General features: G+C 39.3%; 15 protein-coding genes, 2 tRNA genes and 1 other RNA gene. 5 read left to right on the plus strand and 13 right to left on the minus strand.

The features are described from left to right. Nucleotides 1-12 precede the first annotated feature (12 nt). Genes sdhA through sdhC form a run of 3 tightly spaced genes read right to left on the minus strand, consistent with a single transcriptional unit; the run spans nucleotide 13 to nucleotide 2,687 of the window. Complete coding sequence (gene sdhA, locus BLV99_RS02915) at nucleotides 13-1,911, minus strand: succinate dehydrogenase flavoprotein subunit (protein WP_086164315.1); 1,899 nt, start codon at nucleotides 1,909-1,911, stop codon at nucleotides 13-15. A 12-nt stretch (nucleotides 1,912-1,923) separates the two neighbouring features. Beyond that, on the minus strand, nucleotides 1,924-2,289 hold the full coding sequence (sdhD, locus tag BLV99_RS02920) for a succinate dehydrogenase, hydrophobic membrane anchor protein (RefSeq protein ID WP_074945610.1): 366 nt from the start codon (nucleotides 2,287-2,289) through the stop codon (nucleotides 1,924-1,926). Further along, nucleotides 2,289-2,687 carry a succinate dehydrogenase, cytochrome b556 subunit gene (gene sdhC / locus BLV99_RS02925; RefSeq protein ID WP_074945608.1) on the minus strand — a complete coding sequence of 133 codons (399 nt, stop codon included), beginning with the start codon at nucleotides 2,685-2,687 and terminating at the stop codon, nucleotides 2,289-2,291. Before sdhC ends, sdhD begins: the two co-directional genes overlap by 1 nt. Before the next feature lie 1,008 nt (nucleotides 2,688-3,695). Between sdhC and gltA the strand changes: the two genes are divergently transcribed. Next, complete coding sequence (gltA, locus tag BLV99_RS02930; protein ID WP_004651294.1) at nucleotides 3,696-4,973, plus strand: citrate synthase; 1,278 nt, start codon at nucleotides 3,696-3,698, stop codon at nucleotides 4,971-4,973. Nucleotides 4,974-5,050: 77 nt separating this feature from the next. On the opposite strand, the gene BLV99_RS02935 is transcribed toward gltA, so the two are convergent. The 4 genes from BLV99_RS02935 to BLV99_RS02950 form a co-directional block, all read right to left on the minus strand. Continuing rightward, complete coding sequence (locus BLV99_RS02935; RefSeq protein ID WP_244516271.1) at nucleotides 5,051-6,649, minus strand: flavin-containing monooxygenase; 1,599 nt, start codon at nucleotides 6,647-6,649, stop codon at nucleotides 5,051-5,053. A gap of 13 nt (nucleotides 6,650-6,662) precedes the next feature. Further along, entirely contained in the window at nucleotides 6,663-7,511 is an 849-nt protein-coding gene (locus tag BLV99_RS02940) for an SDR family NAD(P)-dependent oxidoreductase (protein WP_092687537.1), read from the minus strand. Between the two features lie 42 nt (nucleotides 7,512-7,553). Then, nucleotides 7,554-8,510 (minus strand): metal-dependent hydrolase, encoded by a 957-nt coding sequence (locus BLV99_RS02945; RefSeq protein ID WP_092687540.1) that lies wholly within the window; start codon nucleotides 8,508-8,510, stop codon nucleotides 7,554-7,556. A 208-nt stretch (nucleotides 8,511-8,718) separates the two neighbouring features. Next, entirely contained in the window at nucleotides 8,719-9,192 is a 474-nt protein-coding gene (locus BLV99_RS02950; protein WP_092687544.1) for a type IV secretion protein Rhs, read from the minus strand. Between the two features lie 258 nt (nucleotides 9,193-9,450). On the opposite strand from BLV99_RS02950, the gene BLV99_RS02955 reads away from it, so the two are divergent. Together BLV99_RS02955 and BLV99_RS02960 are read left to right on the plus strand one after the other, a co-directional pair. Then, nucleotides 9,451-11,076 (plus strand): NAD+ synthase, encoded by a 1,626-nt coding sequence (locus BLV99_RS02955; protein ID WP_086183674.1) that lies wholly within the window; start codon nucleotides 9,451-9,453, stop codon nucleotides 11,074-11,076. Further along, the gene (locus BLV99_RS02960; protein WP_244516272.1) at nucleotides 11,069-12,094 is read left to right on the plus strand and encodes a hypothetical protein; all 1,026 of its coding nucleotides are present in this window, start codon (nucleotides 11,069-11,071) and stop codon (nucleotides 12,092-12,094) included. Before BLV99_RS02955 ends, BLV99_RS02960 begins: the two co-directional genes overlap by 8 nt. Before the next feature lie 90 nt (nucleotides 12,095-12,184). Here the strand turns inward: BLV99_RS02960 and BLV99_RS02965 are convergent. Next, nucleotides 12,185-12,261: transfer RNA gene (locus BLV99_RS02965), tRNA-Met, on the minus strand. A gap of 178 nt (nucleotides 12,262-12,439) precedes the next feature. Here BLV99_RS02965 and BLV99_RS02970 point away from each other — a divergent pair. After that, nucleotides 12,440-12,847 carry a hypothetical protein gene (locus BLV99_RS02970; RefSeq protein ID WP_092687547.1) on the plus strand — a complete coding sequence of 136 codons (408 nt, stop codon included), beginning with the start codon at nucleotides 12,440-12,442 and terminating at the stop codon, nucleotides 12,845-12,847. Nucleotides 12,848-13,175: 328 nt separating this feature from the next. Here BLV99_RS02970 and BLV99_RS02975 read toward each other — a convergent pair. The 4 genes from BLV99_RS02975 to coaD form a co-directional block, all read right to left on the minus strand. After that, nucleotides 13,176-13,252: transfer RNA gene (locus BLV99_RS02975), tRNA-Met, on the minus strand. Between the two features lie 71 nt (nucleotides 13,253-13,323). Beyond that, nucleotides 13,324-13,706, minus strand: an RNA gene (rnpB, locus tag BLV99_RS02980) — RNase P RNA component class A. A 26-nt stretch (nucleotides 13,707-13,732) separates the two neighbouring features. Then, on the minus strand, nucleotides 13,733-13,996 hold the full coding sequence (locus BLV99_RS02985) for a YfhL family 4Fe-4S dicluster ferredoxin (protein ID WP_092687550.1): 264 nt from the start codon (nucleotides 13,994-13,996) through the stop codon (nucleotides 13,733-13,735). Nucleotide 13,997: 1 nt separating this feature from the next. Further along, nucleotides 13,998-14,489, minus strand: a complete 492-nt coding sequence (gene coaD, locus BLV99_RS02990; protein WP_086183677.1) for a pantetheine-phosphate adenylyltransferase — start codon at nucleotides 14,487-14,489, stop codon at nucleotides 13,998-14,000. Nucleotides 14,490-14,631: 142 nt separating this feature from the next. On the opposite strand from coaD, the gene smpB reads away from it, so the two are divergent. Beyond that, entirely contained in the window at nucleotides 14,632-15,108 is a 477-nt protein-coding gene (smpB, locus tag BLV99_RS02995) for an SsrA-binding protein SmpB (RefSeq protein WP_004651257.1), read from the plus strand. A gap of 55 nt (nucleotides 15,109-15,163) precedes the next feature. Here the strand turns inward: smpB and BLV99_RS03000 are convergent, their stop codons facing one another. Further along, entirely contained in the window at nucleotides 15,164-15,487 is a 324-nt protein-coding gene (locus BLV99_RS03000; protein ID WP_092687553.1) for a hypothetical protein, read from the minus strand. Nucleotides 15,488-15,588: the final 101 nt, after the last annotated feature.

Genomic DNA, 15,588 nt, shown 5'->3' on the forward strand with positions numbered 1-15,588 from the left:
TTATTCTCCTAATTAGAATGTACGCGGTTTAGGTTCAATAGCGTCTACAGTCAACGGTCTGTAACGTACTGGTTTGTATTCAAGACGGTTGTCTGATGAATACCACAAAGTATGTTTCATCCACTCATCATCACGACGACCATAAGAGTATGTCGGATGATCCGCAGGCAATTCATAATCAACCACTGTATGCGCACCACGACATTCTTTACGAGCTGCAGCAGAGATTAACGTTGCTTTAGCGACTTCGTATAAGTTTTCAACTTCTAGCGCTTCAACACGTGCTGTGTTAAATACTTTAGATTTGTCTTTTAAGTGGATATTGCGTACACGTGGCTCAATAGCAAGAATTTGCTTCACGCCTTCGTCAAGCAATGCTTGAGTACGGAATACACCAGCATGGTCTTGTACGATGTCACGGATTGCATCTGCAACGTCTTGTGCATTTTCACCTGAAGTTGAATCATCAAGATGACGAATACGCTTCATGGTGTTAACCAATGCAGTCGTTGGAACTGGCGTATAGTCTTCGCCGTGATGTTTAGTCACGTAGTCGATAATATGTTCACCAGCCGCTTTACCAAATACAACCAAGTCAAGCAATGAGTTTGTACCTAAACGGTTCGCACCATGTACAGATACACAAGAACATTCACCAATTGCATAGAAACCTTTGACAGGTTTTACATAATTGCGATCAGTATTGTTCGTGCTGTAAGTATCCGTTGCCTGATCATAACCCGCTTCTAAAGCGACAGTTTCTGCAGTTTCAGGAACAACAACTTGACCATGAATATTGGTTGGAATACCACCCATTTGATAATGGATTGTTGGTACTACAGGAATCGCTTCTTTAGTGATATCTACGTTTGCGAATTTCTTACCAATTTCAAATACTGATGGTAAGCGCTTCATAATCGTATCAGCGCCCAAATGTGTCATATCAAGCAGGATATAATCACCTTTAGGACCACAACCACGACCTTCTTTGATTTCTTGGTCCATTGAACGTGATACGAAGTCACGTGGTGCCAAGTCTTTCAAAGTTGGTGCATAACGTTCCATGAACGGTTCGCCGTCTTTGTTACGAAGGATTGCACCTTCGCCACGACAACCTTCTGTCAACAAGACGCCTGCGCCCGCAACACCCGTCGGGTGGAACTGCCAGAATTCCATATCTTGTAATGGAATACCTGCACGAGCTGCCATACCAAGACCGTCACCAGTATTGATATAAGCATTGGTTGATGCACGGTAAACACGACCTGCACCACCCGTTGCAAACAATGTTGCTTTGGCTTGGAATACCGCAATTTTACCTGTCTCTTGGTCAATTGCCGTTACACCAATTACAGTACCTTCATCATCACGAATCAGATCAAGTGCGATCCATTCAACAAAGAACTGTGTACCCATTTTCACGTTGCTTTGATAAAGCGTATGCAAAAGCGCGTGACCTGTACGGTCGGCAGCAGCACATGCACGTGGAACTGGCTTTTCACCATAGTTTGCAGAGTGACCACCGAATGGACGTTGGTAGATTGTACCATCTGCATTACGGTCAAATGGCATGCCCATGTGTTCAAGTTCATAAACCACTTTTGGTGCTTCACGACACATAAACTCGATTGCATCTTGGTCACCTAACCAGTCAGAACCTTTTACTGTGTCATAGAAGTGATAATGCCAGTTATCGTCTTGCATGTTACCAAGAGATGCACCAATACCACCTTGCGCCGCAACAGTATGTGAACGTGTTGGGAATACTTTAGTCAGCACTGCAACATTCAAACCCGCTTGAGCAAGTTGATATGAAGCACGCATACCAGAACCACCACCACCAACGATAACTGCATCGAAAGCTTGGCTTGGAATATTTGAATAATCTTCTTTAGGGGTTATAGCGCCCATGACATTTTCCTATCAATTCGCCCAAAAAATCTGGATTGCCCAGATTGCATATGCAAATACAGCAACAATCACTGCTGATGTCAGCACCAAACGCAAGCCTGAAGCTGAAGGACCCATTTGACGAGTAGTCACATAGTCAGTGAATACCTGCCACATGCCGATCCAAGCGTGTGCGACAAGAGATAAGACTGCCAATAAAGATAAAATCTTCATTGGTAATGTCATCATAAAGCCAAACCATTGTTCATAGTTAAATCCGCCATTACAAAGGATCCAACCCAACACCACAACAGTATAAACAGCTAATACAACAGCACTTACACGTTGGATATACCAATCGCGAGAACCTGAACCCGTTAAACCTGTAGCACTTTTCATTAGAGAACAATCCATACAAATGCTGCAACAATACCGATTGCAGACAAGATCAATGAAATAGTAGCTGCGATTCGACCACTTTGCAGTTCTTCGGCAATACCGATATCTGCAAGTAAATGCTTAACACCCGCAATAAAGTGGAAAATTAAGCCGGCTACAAATACCCATACGATGAAGCGCACAATGAAGCCACCAAAGATTGCTTGAACTTGAGCAAAACCTTCAGCAGAAGACAATGATTTGTCTAAAAGCCACAAAAGTACTGGTACGAGTAAAAATACGATGACACCAGAGAGTCGGTGTAGAATTGATGCAATAGCCACAGGGGATTTTAAGTTTACTTCTAAAACTTGACCCATGGACAAATTGACAGGTCTGTTGCTTTTCACAGCGGGCATCCTGTAAGTAAAAACTCCATCTGGAGTTTGTTGGAATTAATTCGAAGGAAAGCTAGCATTTTTAGGTAATTGCTATCTCCAGCAACGCCTAAACTTAAAACGACACTGAATTATAAAACGTCAACTATCAAAATACAAACAATCAAAGACTGCTTTTTAAATAAAAATCTATAAACAAGAATCATTAACAATAAAAAACATTCTATATAAACCAATAATTTAGCTTTAATCCATAGCTATACCTTTGGTTTTTATAAGTAAACCACCCAGTCTACACCCCTTTAGTGACCTCTAGACACCACTTTAATTTAGACTAAAGATATTTAGAATATCCTCTCTCACATCTATGTGCTTTCATTTATATAGGAGGACTTGCATTTCCTATCAAAATGTTCACTATTTATTTTTGGAGATAATTTAGATATATAACCAAATGAAATAATGACTTAGCTAAAAATAAATATGATTAAATTATGCTAGCGAATAGATTTAAACTTAAAAAAATTGCAAAAAATGACGCATTTAGATTGAATTTTAACCAACCCGCAATTCTCAATGAGTCATTTTTTAACCAATCAAACACAGTAAATGCATTCGAATTTAATGCCAAATAAGGCAACAAAATGAAATATTATTTGAACAAAAATGAATGTAAGTTATGAAAATTAGATAGATTTCGTAAAAAGAGATTAGCACCATTTGTTCAAAAAATAGAACCTGTATTTTTTTATAAACATTTACAATTGAAGCTATATTTATATTTTTTTCTGCACCAAGCGAATAATTTCACTTATTATAGCGCGTCGGTGCTGTGATTTTATTCATTTTTTATTTTAGGGACGATAAACTAAACCTCTGTGAGGGCATCAGTTTTATCCATAAGTATAATTGACAAAATTTCAGTACTCACTAATCTTATAGCAAATTTTTGATCCATCTGATTCGCGCATTATAAAGATGAGTACTACGAGTCGGATAAAACACTCACCAGGACAGGAGATCGATTAAATGTCTGACGCAACTGGCAAAAAAGCCGTTTTACAGCTTGATGGCAAAGAAATTGAATTACCAATTTACAGCGGCACATTGGGCCCAGATGTAATCGACGTTAAAGATGTGTTGGCCGCAGGTCACTTTACTTTTGATCCTGGTTTTATGGCAACAGCTGCATGTGAATCTAAAATCACATTCATCGATGGTAACAAAGGTATTCTTTTACACCGTGGTTACCCGATTGACCAACTTGCGACTAAAGCCGACTACCTAGAAACTTGCTACTTATTGTTAAACGGCGAACTTCCAACAGCCGAACAAAAAGTAGAGTTTGATGCTAAAGTTCGTAACCATACAATGGTTCACGACCAAGTTAGCCGCTTCTACAATGGTTTCCGTCGTGATGCTCATCCAATGGCGATCATGGTTGGTGTAGTAGGTGCGCTTTCTGCGTTCTATCACAACAGCTTAGACATTGAAAATGTTGATCACCGTGAAATTACAGCAGTCCGCTTGATTGCTAAAGTTCCTACGCTTGCTGCATGGAGCTACAAATACACAGTGGGTCAACCATTCATGTATCCGCGTAACGACTTAAGCTACGCTGAAAACTTCCTATACATGATGTTTGCGACTCCAGCAGATCGTGATTACAAAGTTAACCCTATTCTTGCTAAAGCAATGGATCGTATCTTTACGCTTCATGCTGACCATGAACAAAATGCGTCTACATCGACTGTACGTTTAGCTGGTTCTACTGGTGCTAATCCTTACGCATGTATCGCTGCGGGTATCTCGGCACTTTGGGGCCCTGCTCACGGCGGCGCGAACGAAGCTGTTCTTAAGATGCTTGATGAAATCGGCACTGTAGAAAATGTTGCTGAGTTCATGGAAAAAGTTAAAACTAAAGAAGTTAAACTCATGGGCTTCGGTCACCGCGTTTATAAAAACTTCGATCCACGTGCAAAAGTAATGAAAGAAACGTGTGACGAAGTACTTAGCGCGCTAGGTATTAACGATCCACAACTTGCGCTTGCGATGGAACTTGAACGTATTGCGTTGTCTGACGAATACTTCATCAAACGTAACTTATACCCGAACGTAGACTTCTACTCAGGTATCATCCTTAAAGCGATTGGTATCCCAACAGAAATGTTTACAGTAATCTTCGCTCTTGCACGTACAGTTGGCTGGATCAGCCACTGGTTAGAAATGCACAGCGGCCCTTACAAAATCGGTCGTCCACGTCAACTTTACACTGGTGAAGTTCAACGTGACATCGCAGGTCGTTAATTCTTAAGAATTAATGATTAAAAAACCACCCTTCGGGGTGGTTTTTTATATGCAAAAATATCTTAACCATTGATTTATCAATGAACAATATCGTAGTGCTGTAAATTCATTTCTTTAAGTTGTTGTTTTAACTTAGCCAACGACCAAGGCCAAGCAGCAAAGTTACGCCCATGCGCATCTAAGTAATAGCTTTTACAGCCTCCACTATTAAATACAGTGGTTTGTAGCTGTTTTTGCAGCCTAAAATTATGTTTACGTACCACTTCTTTTTTTATTTCAAACCGAATAAATTTCAGATTTTTCATTTTCACCAAAGCACTGACAATATAGTCCAGTTGTGCTTCTGCAATCCCAATAAATGAATCATAGACTAAAATATTTGGCCCCAGTACCAGAAAGGCATTTGGCACACCTTCAATACTGGTGCCTAAAAAAGCCTCAGGGGAGCTGTCTTTCCACAAATCCGCAAGTAACTGCCCCTCAGCATTCCTAACCCGCTTTCCAATCGGTGGATGAGACACCTCAAAACCCGTGCCCCAAATAATCACATCCACATCATGTCGCTCACCATTGGCAGCAATTACCGTATTGCCCTCCACCTCAACCAAACCATATGGAATGAGATGCGTATTGTCTGCTTGTAATGCAGGATAATAATTATTGGCAAACAATAAACGCTTACAACCAATCGAAAAATTAGGGGTGACATTTTTACGTAATTGTAGATCTCGAATTTGCCAACTTAATAATTTCCGACTTAAGAAATTAACTGGTTCTAAAACTTTTGGATTACGTAAACCAAAGTTAATGATATTTAATGAGCCTGCAACCGCCCCACGCCATTTCTGTTGAATTGCTGGGATTTTTTGAACCAAGAGCTTGCCTTTTTCCCCCAATGGAAAATCAGGTTTAGGGAGCACCCATGGCGCAGTACGCTGAAAGATAAACAATTCACTCGCCAAGGGTTGAATTTGCGGCACAAACTGAATGGCTGATGCCCCCGTTCCAATCACCGCAATTTTTTTAGCGGTTAAATCATAGTCATGATTCCATCGTGCAGAATGGAACATTTCCCCCTTAAAGGTTTCAATTCCTTTAAGTTTAGGCATGGAAGGCTCAGTGATCGGACCGGTGGTAAAAATCACAGTTTTGGCCTGATAAGTCCCTTTTTGGGTTTCTAGCTGCCACTCATGTTTTGCCTCATTCCACTTTGCATTCATGAGTTCATTATTAAATTCAATTTTTTGCTGGATATCGAATTGCTCTACAACCTCTTCCAAATAACTTAAAATTTCAGGTTGCTTGGCAAATAAATGGCTCCACTTATAACTCGGTGCAAATGAAAATGAATACAATGCAGATGGCACATCACAACCACACCCGGGATAAGTGTTTTCACGCCACGCTCCGCCCACACGATCCGCTTTTTCAATCACAATATAATTATCATAACCCGCTTTATTGAGTTTTACCGCAGCGGCAATTCCAGAAATCCCAGCCCCCACAACAATCGTGTCATACACATGACTAGGCAGCTGTACATCATGATCTGCTGTGTTTTTAGCTTTAGCTGAGCTACGCTTTTTAGTGGGTTTTCCTATAACTGGTTTTGAGTTTTGTAGTGTCGTTGCATCATCATTTGTTAAAGCGACATCAAGTTCAGTTTTAATATTCATTCTATTAACCTTCTTATTTTTTTATGTATTTATTAAAGATTGGATAACCCATCCCAAGCAGTTTCGCATATAAGCTGGGTGCAGTACGCTTCATCAACCAGAACAATTTTGCATCAGGTTGAGGAATGGTGTAAAGCCGACCTACATCTAAATTATTCAGTGTTTTAATCACCACTTGATCACTGGTGGTAAAAGCATGATTCATCAATAAATCATCGGCTTGTTCCGAATAATGACTCGGTAAGCGTCCATTTTTCATAATATTGGTCGGCACCAAAGTTGGACAAAGTACATTTACCCTGATGTTTGCATGACGTAATTCTGCTGAAAGCGTTTCAGACAACGCCAATACACTCGATTTAGTCACATTATAAGCAGTCATTTCAGGTGCAGCAGTAAATCCTGCCGCAGAAGCCACATTAATAATTGCACCATAACCTTGTTGTTTAAATTTAGGCACGAAGTAGTGACAACCATAAATCACGCCCCATAAATTAACCTGCATACACCACTGCCAATCCTCCAGTGAGACTTCATCAAATTTCCCACCCAAACCCACGCCAGCATTATTAATCAACAAAGTTACGGGATGATTCATCAGTTGCTCAGCTTGATCGGCCAAAGCTTTTACTTGATCATGATTCCCCACATCACATTGCACCGCAAAAGCTTCTGCCGAGGTGAGGCTTTTAATCATCTGCACCGTTTCATGGGCAGCATCCAAGTTAATGTCCACACAAACAATGGTGCCACCACGCTTTGCCAACTCCACAGCAAAACTACGCCCAATACCACTTCCCGCACCTGTGACCACAGCATAGGCATTTTTTGTAGGCGCCAACTTTTTTGAAAAAATAGCCATATTTTTATTCCATTTATTTTGTATTTATTTAAGTTCTATTTTTTAAACCTTCAGTGCTGGGGTAAACTCCTTGACGAAATAAGGCGCCAACACACCATCGATAGGATTAAGCAAACGCTGTTTGTAATAAGCAAGAAATGCCGAAGTATCATGATCATTCGGATGAAAATCAGGACGTAAATAATCAAAAATATGCTGAATACTGCTGCCGTAGACACCATCTTTTAGCCCAAAAATCAGCCCAACACTGCGACGCATATCTTGCCAGTAACTCAAACTGATCAAATTTTTAGGATTGCGATAAAAAGGCACCAGTAACGATGCAGTTGAAATCAGCACTAAAATCGTAATCAGTGCGGGGAAAAATCCAGCAATACGTAAAGCATAGTTATTCGACAAAGTCTGAAAGACATCAAAAGCAATATCTTTATGTTCCGACTCCTCCAACATGTGCCACATCCAAATCGCACGCTGTTTTTCATCTTGAGAAGCGAAAAAGATATCTTCATGATTCATCATATATTCAGCTAAAACAGCAGTAAAATGCTCAATTGCCGCCATCAATGATAATTTCATCGGTTGTGGTAAGCGATTAAAACCATAATCAAAGACCCAACCTGCCCAAGTACGAAATAGCTTCACAGGCAAATCGACTTGTAAAAAGGCATCATTCAATTCTTCATGCAATTTAGAATGCAACGCCTCTTGACCAATCAGCGAAGTCACACGTTGCTTGAGTAGCGGATCTTGAATCAAATTACGATGGTAACGTGCGGTATCAATCACCAAGTCCTCACCATAGGTGAGAAAAATCGACAATGATGCAAAATAAGCACTGGCCAATTCGGCATTCATATAAAACTTGTAATCAATCTGCTGAGGATCGAAATCAAACTTCATATGACGAATAGGCACGATGGGAGATTGTTGATCTAAGCTAAAGGGCGCACCTGCAAATTTCTTTGCAAATGTAGCTTTTATAGATTGTGCAAATGACATGGCGACACCTTATTTTCCTATGTTGAGCAACTTCTATTTCTAAGCGTCATTCTGTCTACAACTTAAAAATAAAAACCGAACTATGTAGAAAAATTAAGCGATACCACCCTCTATGCCATTAGCAATTCACATCAACTGATTAGCAAATTATGACTTTAAATTTGCTTGTCTAACAATTTTTAGCGCAATTTAGCAGTTCAGGACAGAATCATGCTTTTTGAGACAAAAACGGAATACAGGCTTCATAAGCCTGACACTCTTGCCCATGTGCTTTTTTCATAAAATAGTCCTGAACCATTTGCGCCTGTTGCTCAATTCCATACTGTAAAAACAGTTTACCTTGCTCTAATATGTAATCATATTGACGATTGAATATCGCTTTCCGAACTACGGATAAGCCTTGTTGAATTTGCCAAACATGCGTGAGTTCATGAATCAGCCATGACTGCTGCTGCAAAGACTGCTTTGAGAAGTCTTCACACCAGTTTTGAGGATTAAAATAAACATTACCATTTGGGCTGATGGCATAATTTTTAATGACGCCACGATGCGCCACAATCCGAATAGCATCCAACTGTAAATGCGCACCAAAAACAGACTGGGCAAGCTGTTTTTCAGCTTGAGTTAATTGACGGCTTTTAATTTCAAGTAATTGATTTAAATTATTTAATATAGATTTCATAAGTCATGTCATCTGATCTGGTAATCACCACACATCCTTCACTTAACTATTCTCTCATTAACGCTGTAATTTTTTGTCTTAATTCGGATTTTTTTTTGTTTTTCTCTCATTAAATGCCGCAATTCGTATATAGTATCCAATTGCTAATTATTGATTAAACATCTATTTGTTTATCGTCACGTATACAGCGTTGAACTAATAGCCATAATAAATCAAAAGTCTGTGTATATATCCCTATAGGTATAGGATTAAGTTGGAATGAAAAGTTTTAAAATTGCCCTTGCACAATTCTCTCCGCATATTGGCAATATCGAAGCAAATGCTCAAAAAATGTTTGACCAAGTAAATGAAGCCAAAAAACAAAAAGCTGATTTAATTGTCTTCCCTGAACTTTCAACCGTAGGCTATCCTGCGGAAGACTTATTACTTCGCCCTAGTCTTGTTAAACGCACACAAAAAGCATTTGAGCTACTTAGCCAAATCAAAGATATTGTTGTGGTCTTTGGTTTTGTTAACCAAACAGAAGATGGTCAACGCTATAATGCTGCTGCGGTCATGAAAGATGGTCAAGTACTGGGTATTTACAACAAGCAAAACCTACCAAACTATGGTGTATTTGATGAAAAACGCTATTTTAGCGAAGGTCAACAACATCTGGTTTTTGAATATTTAGGTCATAAATTCGGTATTCTGATTTGTGAAGATGTCTGGTCACTCAATACGGTGCATCAACTCTCTCAACTCAATGTTGAAACGATTTTAGTTTTAAATGCGTCACCTTATGAAGTGGGTAAACCTCAGCATCGCCTGACCACCATGAGTGAACTTGCTAAACAACTCAACATTAACTTGGTGTATGTCAACCAAGTTTGTGGTCAAGATGATCTCATTTTTGATGGCACCAGCTTTGTGATCAATCAAGATGGTACTACGGCTTTACAAGCACCAAGCTTTAAAGAAGATCTGTATTACGCTGAATATGCAGCTGAACAAAAAGCCTTTAAAGTGACCACCATTACCCCCGTTTTGGACACAATGGCTGAAATCTACCAAGGTTTGGTGTTAGCGACGCGTGATTATATTCAACGCTCTGGTTTCGCAGGTGTCATTTTAGGCTTATCTGGCGGTATTGACTCAGCATTAACACTGGCAATCGCAGTTGATGCAATTGGTGCGGATAAAGTACAAGCGGTCATGATGCCTTATACTTACACCGCTCAAATCAGTATTGAAGATGCCGCAGCACAAGCCAAAAACATGGGTGTAACATTTGGTATTGCCGAAATCAATCCAGTTGTAAACAGCTTCATGCACACACTATATCCGTTCTTTGGCAATAGCCCTGCTGATGCTACTGAAGAGAACCTACAGGCACGTGCACGTGGCACATTACTCATGGGCTTATCGAATAAATTCGGTAATCTTGTTTTGTCTACAGGCAACAAATCAGAACTTGCTGTGGGTTACTGCACACTATATGGTGATATGGCAGGTGGTTACGCAGTGCTCAAAGATGTGTATAAAACCATCGTATTTGAATTGGCAAAATATCGTAACAGCATTTCAGAAACACCTGTCATTCCTGAACGTGTGATTACTCGCCCACCTTCTGCAGAACTTCGTCCAGATCAAAAAGACCAAGACTCTCTACCGCCTTATGACATTCTTGATGCCATTCTTTATGCTTACATTGAAGAAGATATGAGCCAAGATGACATCATTGCCAAAGGCTTTGAAAAAGAAGTGGTTGAAAAAGTGATTCGCCTAGTTGACCGTAACGAGTACAAACGTCGTCAAGGTTCGATTGGCCCACGTATCAGCTCACGTGCATTTAGCCGCGAGCGTCGCTATCCAATCGCCAACGGATGGATAGCAGGTGTCTAAGCCTGACTTCGCTCAACAGTTTGCTCAAGCGCTTATGCTTGAGCAAACTCGCTTTATTAAAAAGCAATTACTGTCAGAACAAAATAATCCATACATCGAAAAATTTGTTCATCATATTTACAGCCATTCAGATCAAATTCTATTAAAACAATTCATTCAACTTGAAGCATTACAAGGTGTGGTTCAAAAATATGCGTTTGAATTAAATTTAGGCGCAGAAATTCTCGAATTTATTGGTGTGATTGCACAAAGAATTCATCAACTTGCGATCAACAGCAACACTCAAATGAATGCGTTATTCTCCGATGAATCATTTGAATTATGGATGTCCAAGATTCTTGAATTAGACCAGCTGCGTCATTACATTCAAGCAAACCTATTACATACGCCACAAATACAACACGTGAGTTTACAGCTTGCAAATCAGATTCTAGAAAGCAACACCCCTTGGCTCGATCATTTGCGTAAGCTCAATACACACGACTATGGTCTAGGTTCTAAAATACTCAGTTTTATTCAAGACCAACAACAAAATATTGAACTCAAACTTGAACAGCAACTCGCTCAAGCATTGCTCAAACAACTGGGCAATATCATTTTATTACCCAATGAAGAGCTTGCCGATATTAGCCGACATTTATGGGATGATATTAAACAAAGAACACTCAAAGAAACCTTCTCTCAATTTCAAGCGATCGACTTTGAGGAGTTTTTCATCTTGGTGTATGAAACATGGCGACAATTACGACAAGCCGACTATTTACAACATGTTATTTTAGATGTGGTTGCTTGTTTTTATGACTATTTTGCGGAATATAACTTACAAGAATTATTACAGTCTGTAGGACTAGATGAAGCAGATTTACATCAGGAAGCATTGCGCTTTCTACCCTACACCCTTCAAGCTTTGGAACAACAAGGCTTATTGGACGGGATTGTAAAAGAATTAATCTCACCTTTTTACCTAAATGAAACCACGCATCACTTTATACAGCAATACATAGAAAACAATATGTAAGTTTTGTCTGGTCATTTCACTCTAAACAAACCGATTTCCACTTTTCGACCCATAAAAAAAAGACCATGCTGAGAGCATGGTCTATAAAAATGGTGGCTATGACGGGATTTGAACCTGTGACCCCCGCATTATGAGTGCGGTGCTCTAACCAACTGAGCTACATAGCCATAAACTGTGCGCGCATTATCTAAATTTACACGAGTAGCGTCAAGTCCTTTATTTTTCGAATGTTCATACTTTAAACAATTTAAAAGCTTTTAGTTAAATTTTAAACAAAACCTTCTTTTATTCATGTTATTTTTCACAATATCTTCTCAATTAAAAACCTAACCAAACAGATAAAATATGAATCAATTCAAATTAGTATGCTTAGGCTTAATCACCATTATTAGCTCAGGTTGCCAAGTCCTCTCACCTCTTTTTGTAGATTATAACGGTGTTCGAATGGATGTGGCCAAATGGATCAACAATCATCAACTGCTCAGCATGCAACAAAAGCGCAGCTTAGTACAACTAAGCAAGGCGCAGCAAAAGCTATATCAAATTGAAAACAAAAAGGAACAACAAAGAATTCAAATCATTAAAGAAAATATAATTGCTATACACTGTGCTCAATTACACCTCACCGAGCATAAAATTGAGCAATTGCAGAACCAAATTTTTAATCATGATCAAAAACAGAAGATTTTAGATATGTATAACCAACAACGCCAAAATATCAAAATTGATCTAAACTCAGTGCAATGTGAATAGTCGGTTTAAAAGCCATTTTATACTCATGGATTTATGTTGTACTCAACAAATACCCAACCCCAGCCCACTCATTACCTACAAAACCACATGCAAAATAGATTTTAAACCCTTCAAATATACTTCTACTCAATTATGGATAGCATTCAACAATAATGTTTAATTGCTACGCACTCCACACAGTAATATCAACACTACTGGCGGGTGCACGTTCAACATATATGAGTTTGAGTTTTTTTATTTTTTATACAGTTGCTCAATAAATTAAACTTATTTATGAAATTTTAAGCATAAAAAAAGACCACGTTTTTATAAACGTGGTCTATGAAAATGGTGGCTATGACGGGATTTGAACCTGTGACCCCCGCATTATGAGTGCGGTGCTCTAACCAACTGAGCTACATAGCCAAAACTGTGCGCATATTATCTATTTCAAACAACCTTTTGTCAAGAAATATCACACAATAATTGTAAAGAATTAGTGAAGTGAGCCGATAAGCCGGGTTCTGTCGTGAACGATCATTCCTCTAGGCGTACAATCACTCGTACGCTCAAGCGACCTACCCGAATCCAGCACGGGCCGTGCCTCAGGATTCCTATTTGGTCTTGCTTCTGGTGGGGTTTACCTTGCCGTGAACTGTTACCAGACACGCGGTGCGCTCTTACCGCACCCTTTCACCCTTACCATCTCTCTTGGTTTCCCCGAAAGGAAATTGCAAAGATGGCGGTCTACTCTCTGCTGCACTTGCCGTCGGCTTTCACCGCCCAGGCGTTACCTGGCACCCTGCCCTATGAAGCCCGGACTTTCCTCCCCTGCTTCAATCACGAAGATTTCCACAGCAGCGATCGTCTAGCTCACTTCGGGGCGCATCTTATCAAACTTCAGCACTAATTGCTTGTGCTTTTTTGAGCAATCAGGTTTTTATATTTATCCATCAACTCATCTTGTGATTCCACATGCTCTGGATCGAGTGGAATACAATCGACTGGACAGAATAATTGACACTGTGGTTGATCATAATGCCCAACACATTCCGTACACAAATTTGGGTGAATTTCATAGATGACTTCACCCATAAAAATAGCCTCATTTGGGCAAACAGGCTCACAAACATCGCAATTGATGCATTCATCAGTAATATATAAAGACACGCTACCAACCTTGTTGATGCTTACGTTCAAAGGCTTCGACCACACATTGTGGTACAAATTTTCCAACATCACCTTTTAAACGTGCAATTTCTCGAACCATCGTCGAAGATATAAATGAAAACTGCTCAGAAGGTGTTAAAAACACAGTTTCAAAATGTTGATCCAACTGACGGTTCATATTCGCAAGCTGAAACTCATATTCAAAATCTGAAACAGCACGTAATCCTCGCAATACAGCTGTCGCATTCTGCTCACGAGAAAAGTTTACCAATAAACCATCAAAACCAACAAACTCGACATTAGAAAGATGGCTTAAAGATATTTTAGCCAATCGAATCCGTTCATCTAAACTAAAAACTGGGTTTTTATGATGTCCAATTGCAATTGCAACCACCACCTCATCAAACATTCTTGCTGCACGGGCAACTAAGTCAACGTGACCATTGGTAATTGGATCAAACGTTCCTGGATAGATGACGCGAGTTTTAGACATCCGTTTGTACTCTAGTTTATTGTTTATGCCCGATAGTTTAACAAAAACTTCCTTTTTAGCGAACATTCTCCTTAAATTTGAAATCACTTCACCTTGGAGCGAGTTTAAGGCAAAATATAGTTAATCTTGGAATATTAGTATTATGTCGAAATCAATCGTAGTTAAAAAAAATAATGGTGGCACTATTGCGCAGAATAAACGCGCTCGCCATGATTATTTTATTGAAGAGAAATTCGAAGCTGGTCTTTCATTACAAGGCTGGGAAGTGAAGTCTTTACGCGCTGGACGTATGACCATTACTGAAAGTTATATTCTTTTTAGAGACAACGAAGCATTTTTGTTTGGGGCGCAGATTCAACCTTTATTATCAGCCTCTACGCATGTGGTTCCTGAAGCAACCCGTACACGCAAGTTACTGCTTTCACGTCGTGAACTTGAAAAATTGATGGGCGCAGTCAATCAAAAAGGTTATTCATGTGTACCACTGGCGTGTTACTGGAAAGGTCGTTTAGCTAAAATTGAAATTGCTTTAGTCAAAGGTAAGCAAATGCATGATAAACGTGCCACAGAAAAAGATCGTGACTGGCAACGTGATAAAGCACGAATTTTTCATAAGTGATTTTTCATTTGCTCGGATTTTAATCCGAGCAAATTTTTACTAAGAAAATTAATTGTTATTCTTCGTTTTCAATACGACCAAATTTTACAATCGCTGCCTGCACAATTTGATCAAAATAAGGATGTGCTTGCTTTACCTTATCCAATGCCTCAGTTATTGGAGTTAAAGCATCTTCTAAAGTATCACTTTCGTAGCTCTCTATTACCAGCTTTGAATCCAAACTTCGAATTGGTAAATACCAATTTCCTTCTGGATTAAACTTAAAACCCAATTCCTCTATTTGTGGATGGTCATTATTCATTTGTATAGCAAAAACTTTCCATTCTTTTGCTAAAGTTTTATTAAAACCATTTTTCCATAAAGCGAAATTAAAAATCACTCTATCTAGGGCGTGTCATCAATTAAGCCAAATTATTGTTGAAGCAAGATAGATTGCTGACAGGAAGTTTTGAGCCAATTTGTCATAGCGTGTGGCAATAC

The sequence above is a fragment of the Acinetobacter kyonggiensis genome (assembly GCF_900107285.1).
Lineage (GTDB): Bacteria > Pseudomonadota > Gammaproteobacteria > Pseudomonadales > Moraxellaceae > Acinetobacter > Acinetobacter kyonggiensis.

Bases quoted from the DNA above. Each gene is read 5' to 3' on its own strand.
- smpB (WP_004651257.1), top strand. From the start codon at position 14,632: ATGTCGAAATCAATCGTAGTTAAAAAAAATAATGGTGGCACTATTGCG.
- sdhC (WP_074945608.1), bottom strand. From the start codon at position 2,687: ATGCCCGCTGTGAAAAGCAACAGACCTGTCAATTTGTCCATGGGTCAA.
- BLV99_RS02945 (WP_092687540.1), bottom strand. From the start codon at position 8,510: ATGTCATTTGCACAATCTATAAAAGCTACATTTGCAAAGAAATTTGCA.
- BLV99_RS02940 (WP_092687537.1), bottom strand. From the start codon at position 7,511: ATGGCTATTTTTTCAAAAAAGTTGGCGCCTACAAAAAATGCCTATGCT.
- BLV99_RS02955 (WP_086183674.1), top strand. From the start codon at position 9,451: ATGAAAAGTTTTAAAATTGCCCTTGCACAATTCTCTCCGCATATTGGC.
- coaD (WP_086183677.1), bottom strand. From the start codon at position 14,489: ATGTCTAAAACTCGCGTCATCTATCCAGGAACGTTTGATCCAATTACC.
- BLV99_RS02950 (WP_092687544.1), bottom strand. From the start codon at position 9,192: ATGAAATCTATATTAAATAATTTAAATCAATTACTTGAAATTAAAAGC.
- BLV99_RS02935 (WP_244516271.1), bottom strand. From the start codon at position 6,649: ATGAATATTAAAACTGAACTTGATGTCGCTTTAACAAATGATGATGCA.
- sdhD (WP_074945610.1), bottom strand. From the start codon at position 2,289: ATGAAAAGTGCTACAGGTTTAACGGGTTCAGGTTCTCGCGATTGGTAT.
- sdhA (WP_086164315.1), bottom strand. From the start codon at position 1,911: ATGGGCGCTATAACCCCTAAAGAAGATTATTCAAATATTCCAAGCCAA.
- BLV99_RS02970 (WP_092687547.1), top strand. From the start codon at position 12,440: ATGAATCAATTCAAATTAGTATGCTTAGGCTTAATCACCATTATTAGC.
- gltA (WP_004651294.1), top strand. From the start codon at position 3,696: ATGTCTGACGCAACTGGCAAAAAAGCCGTTTTACAGCTTGATGGCAAA.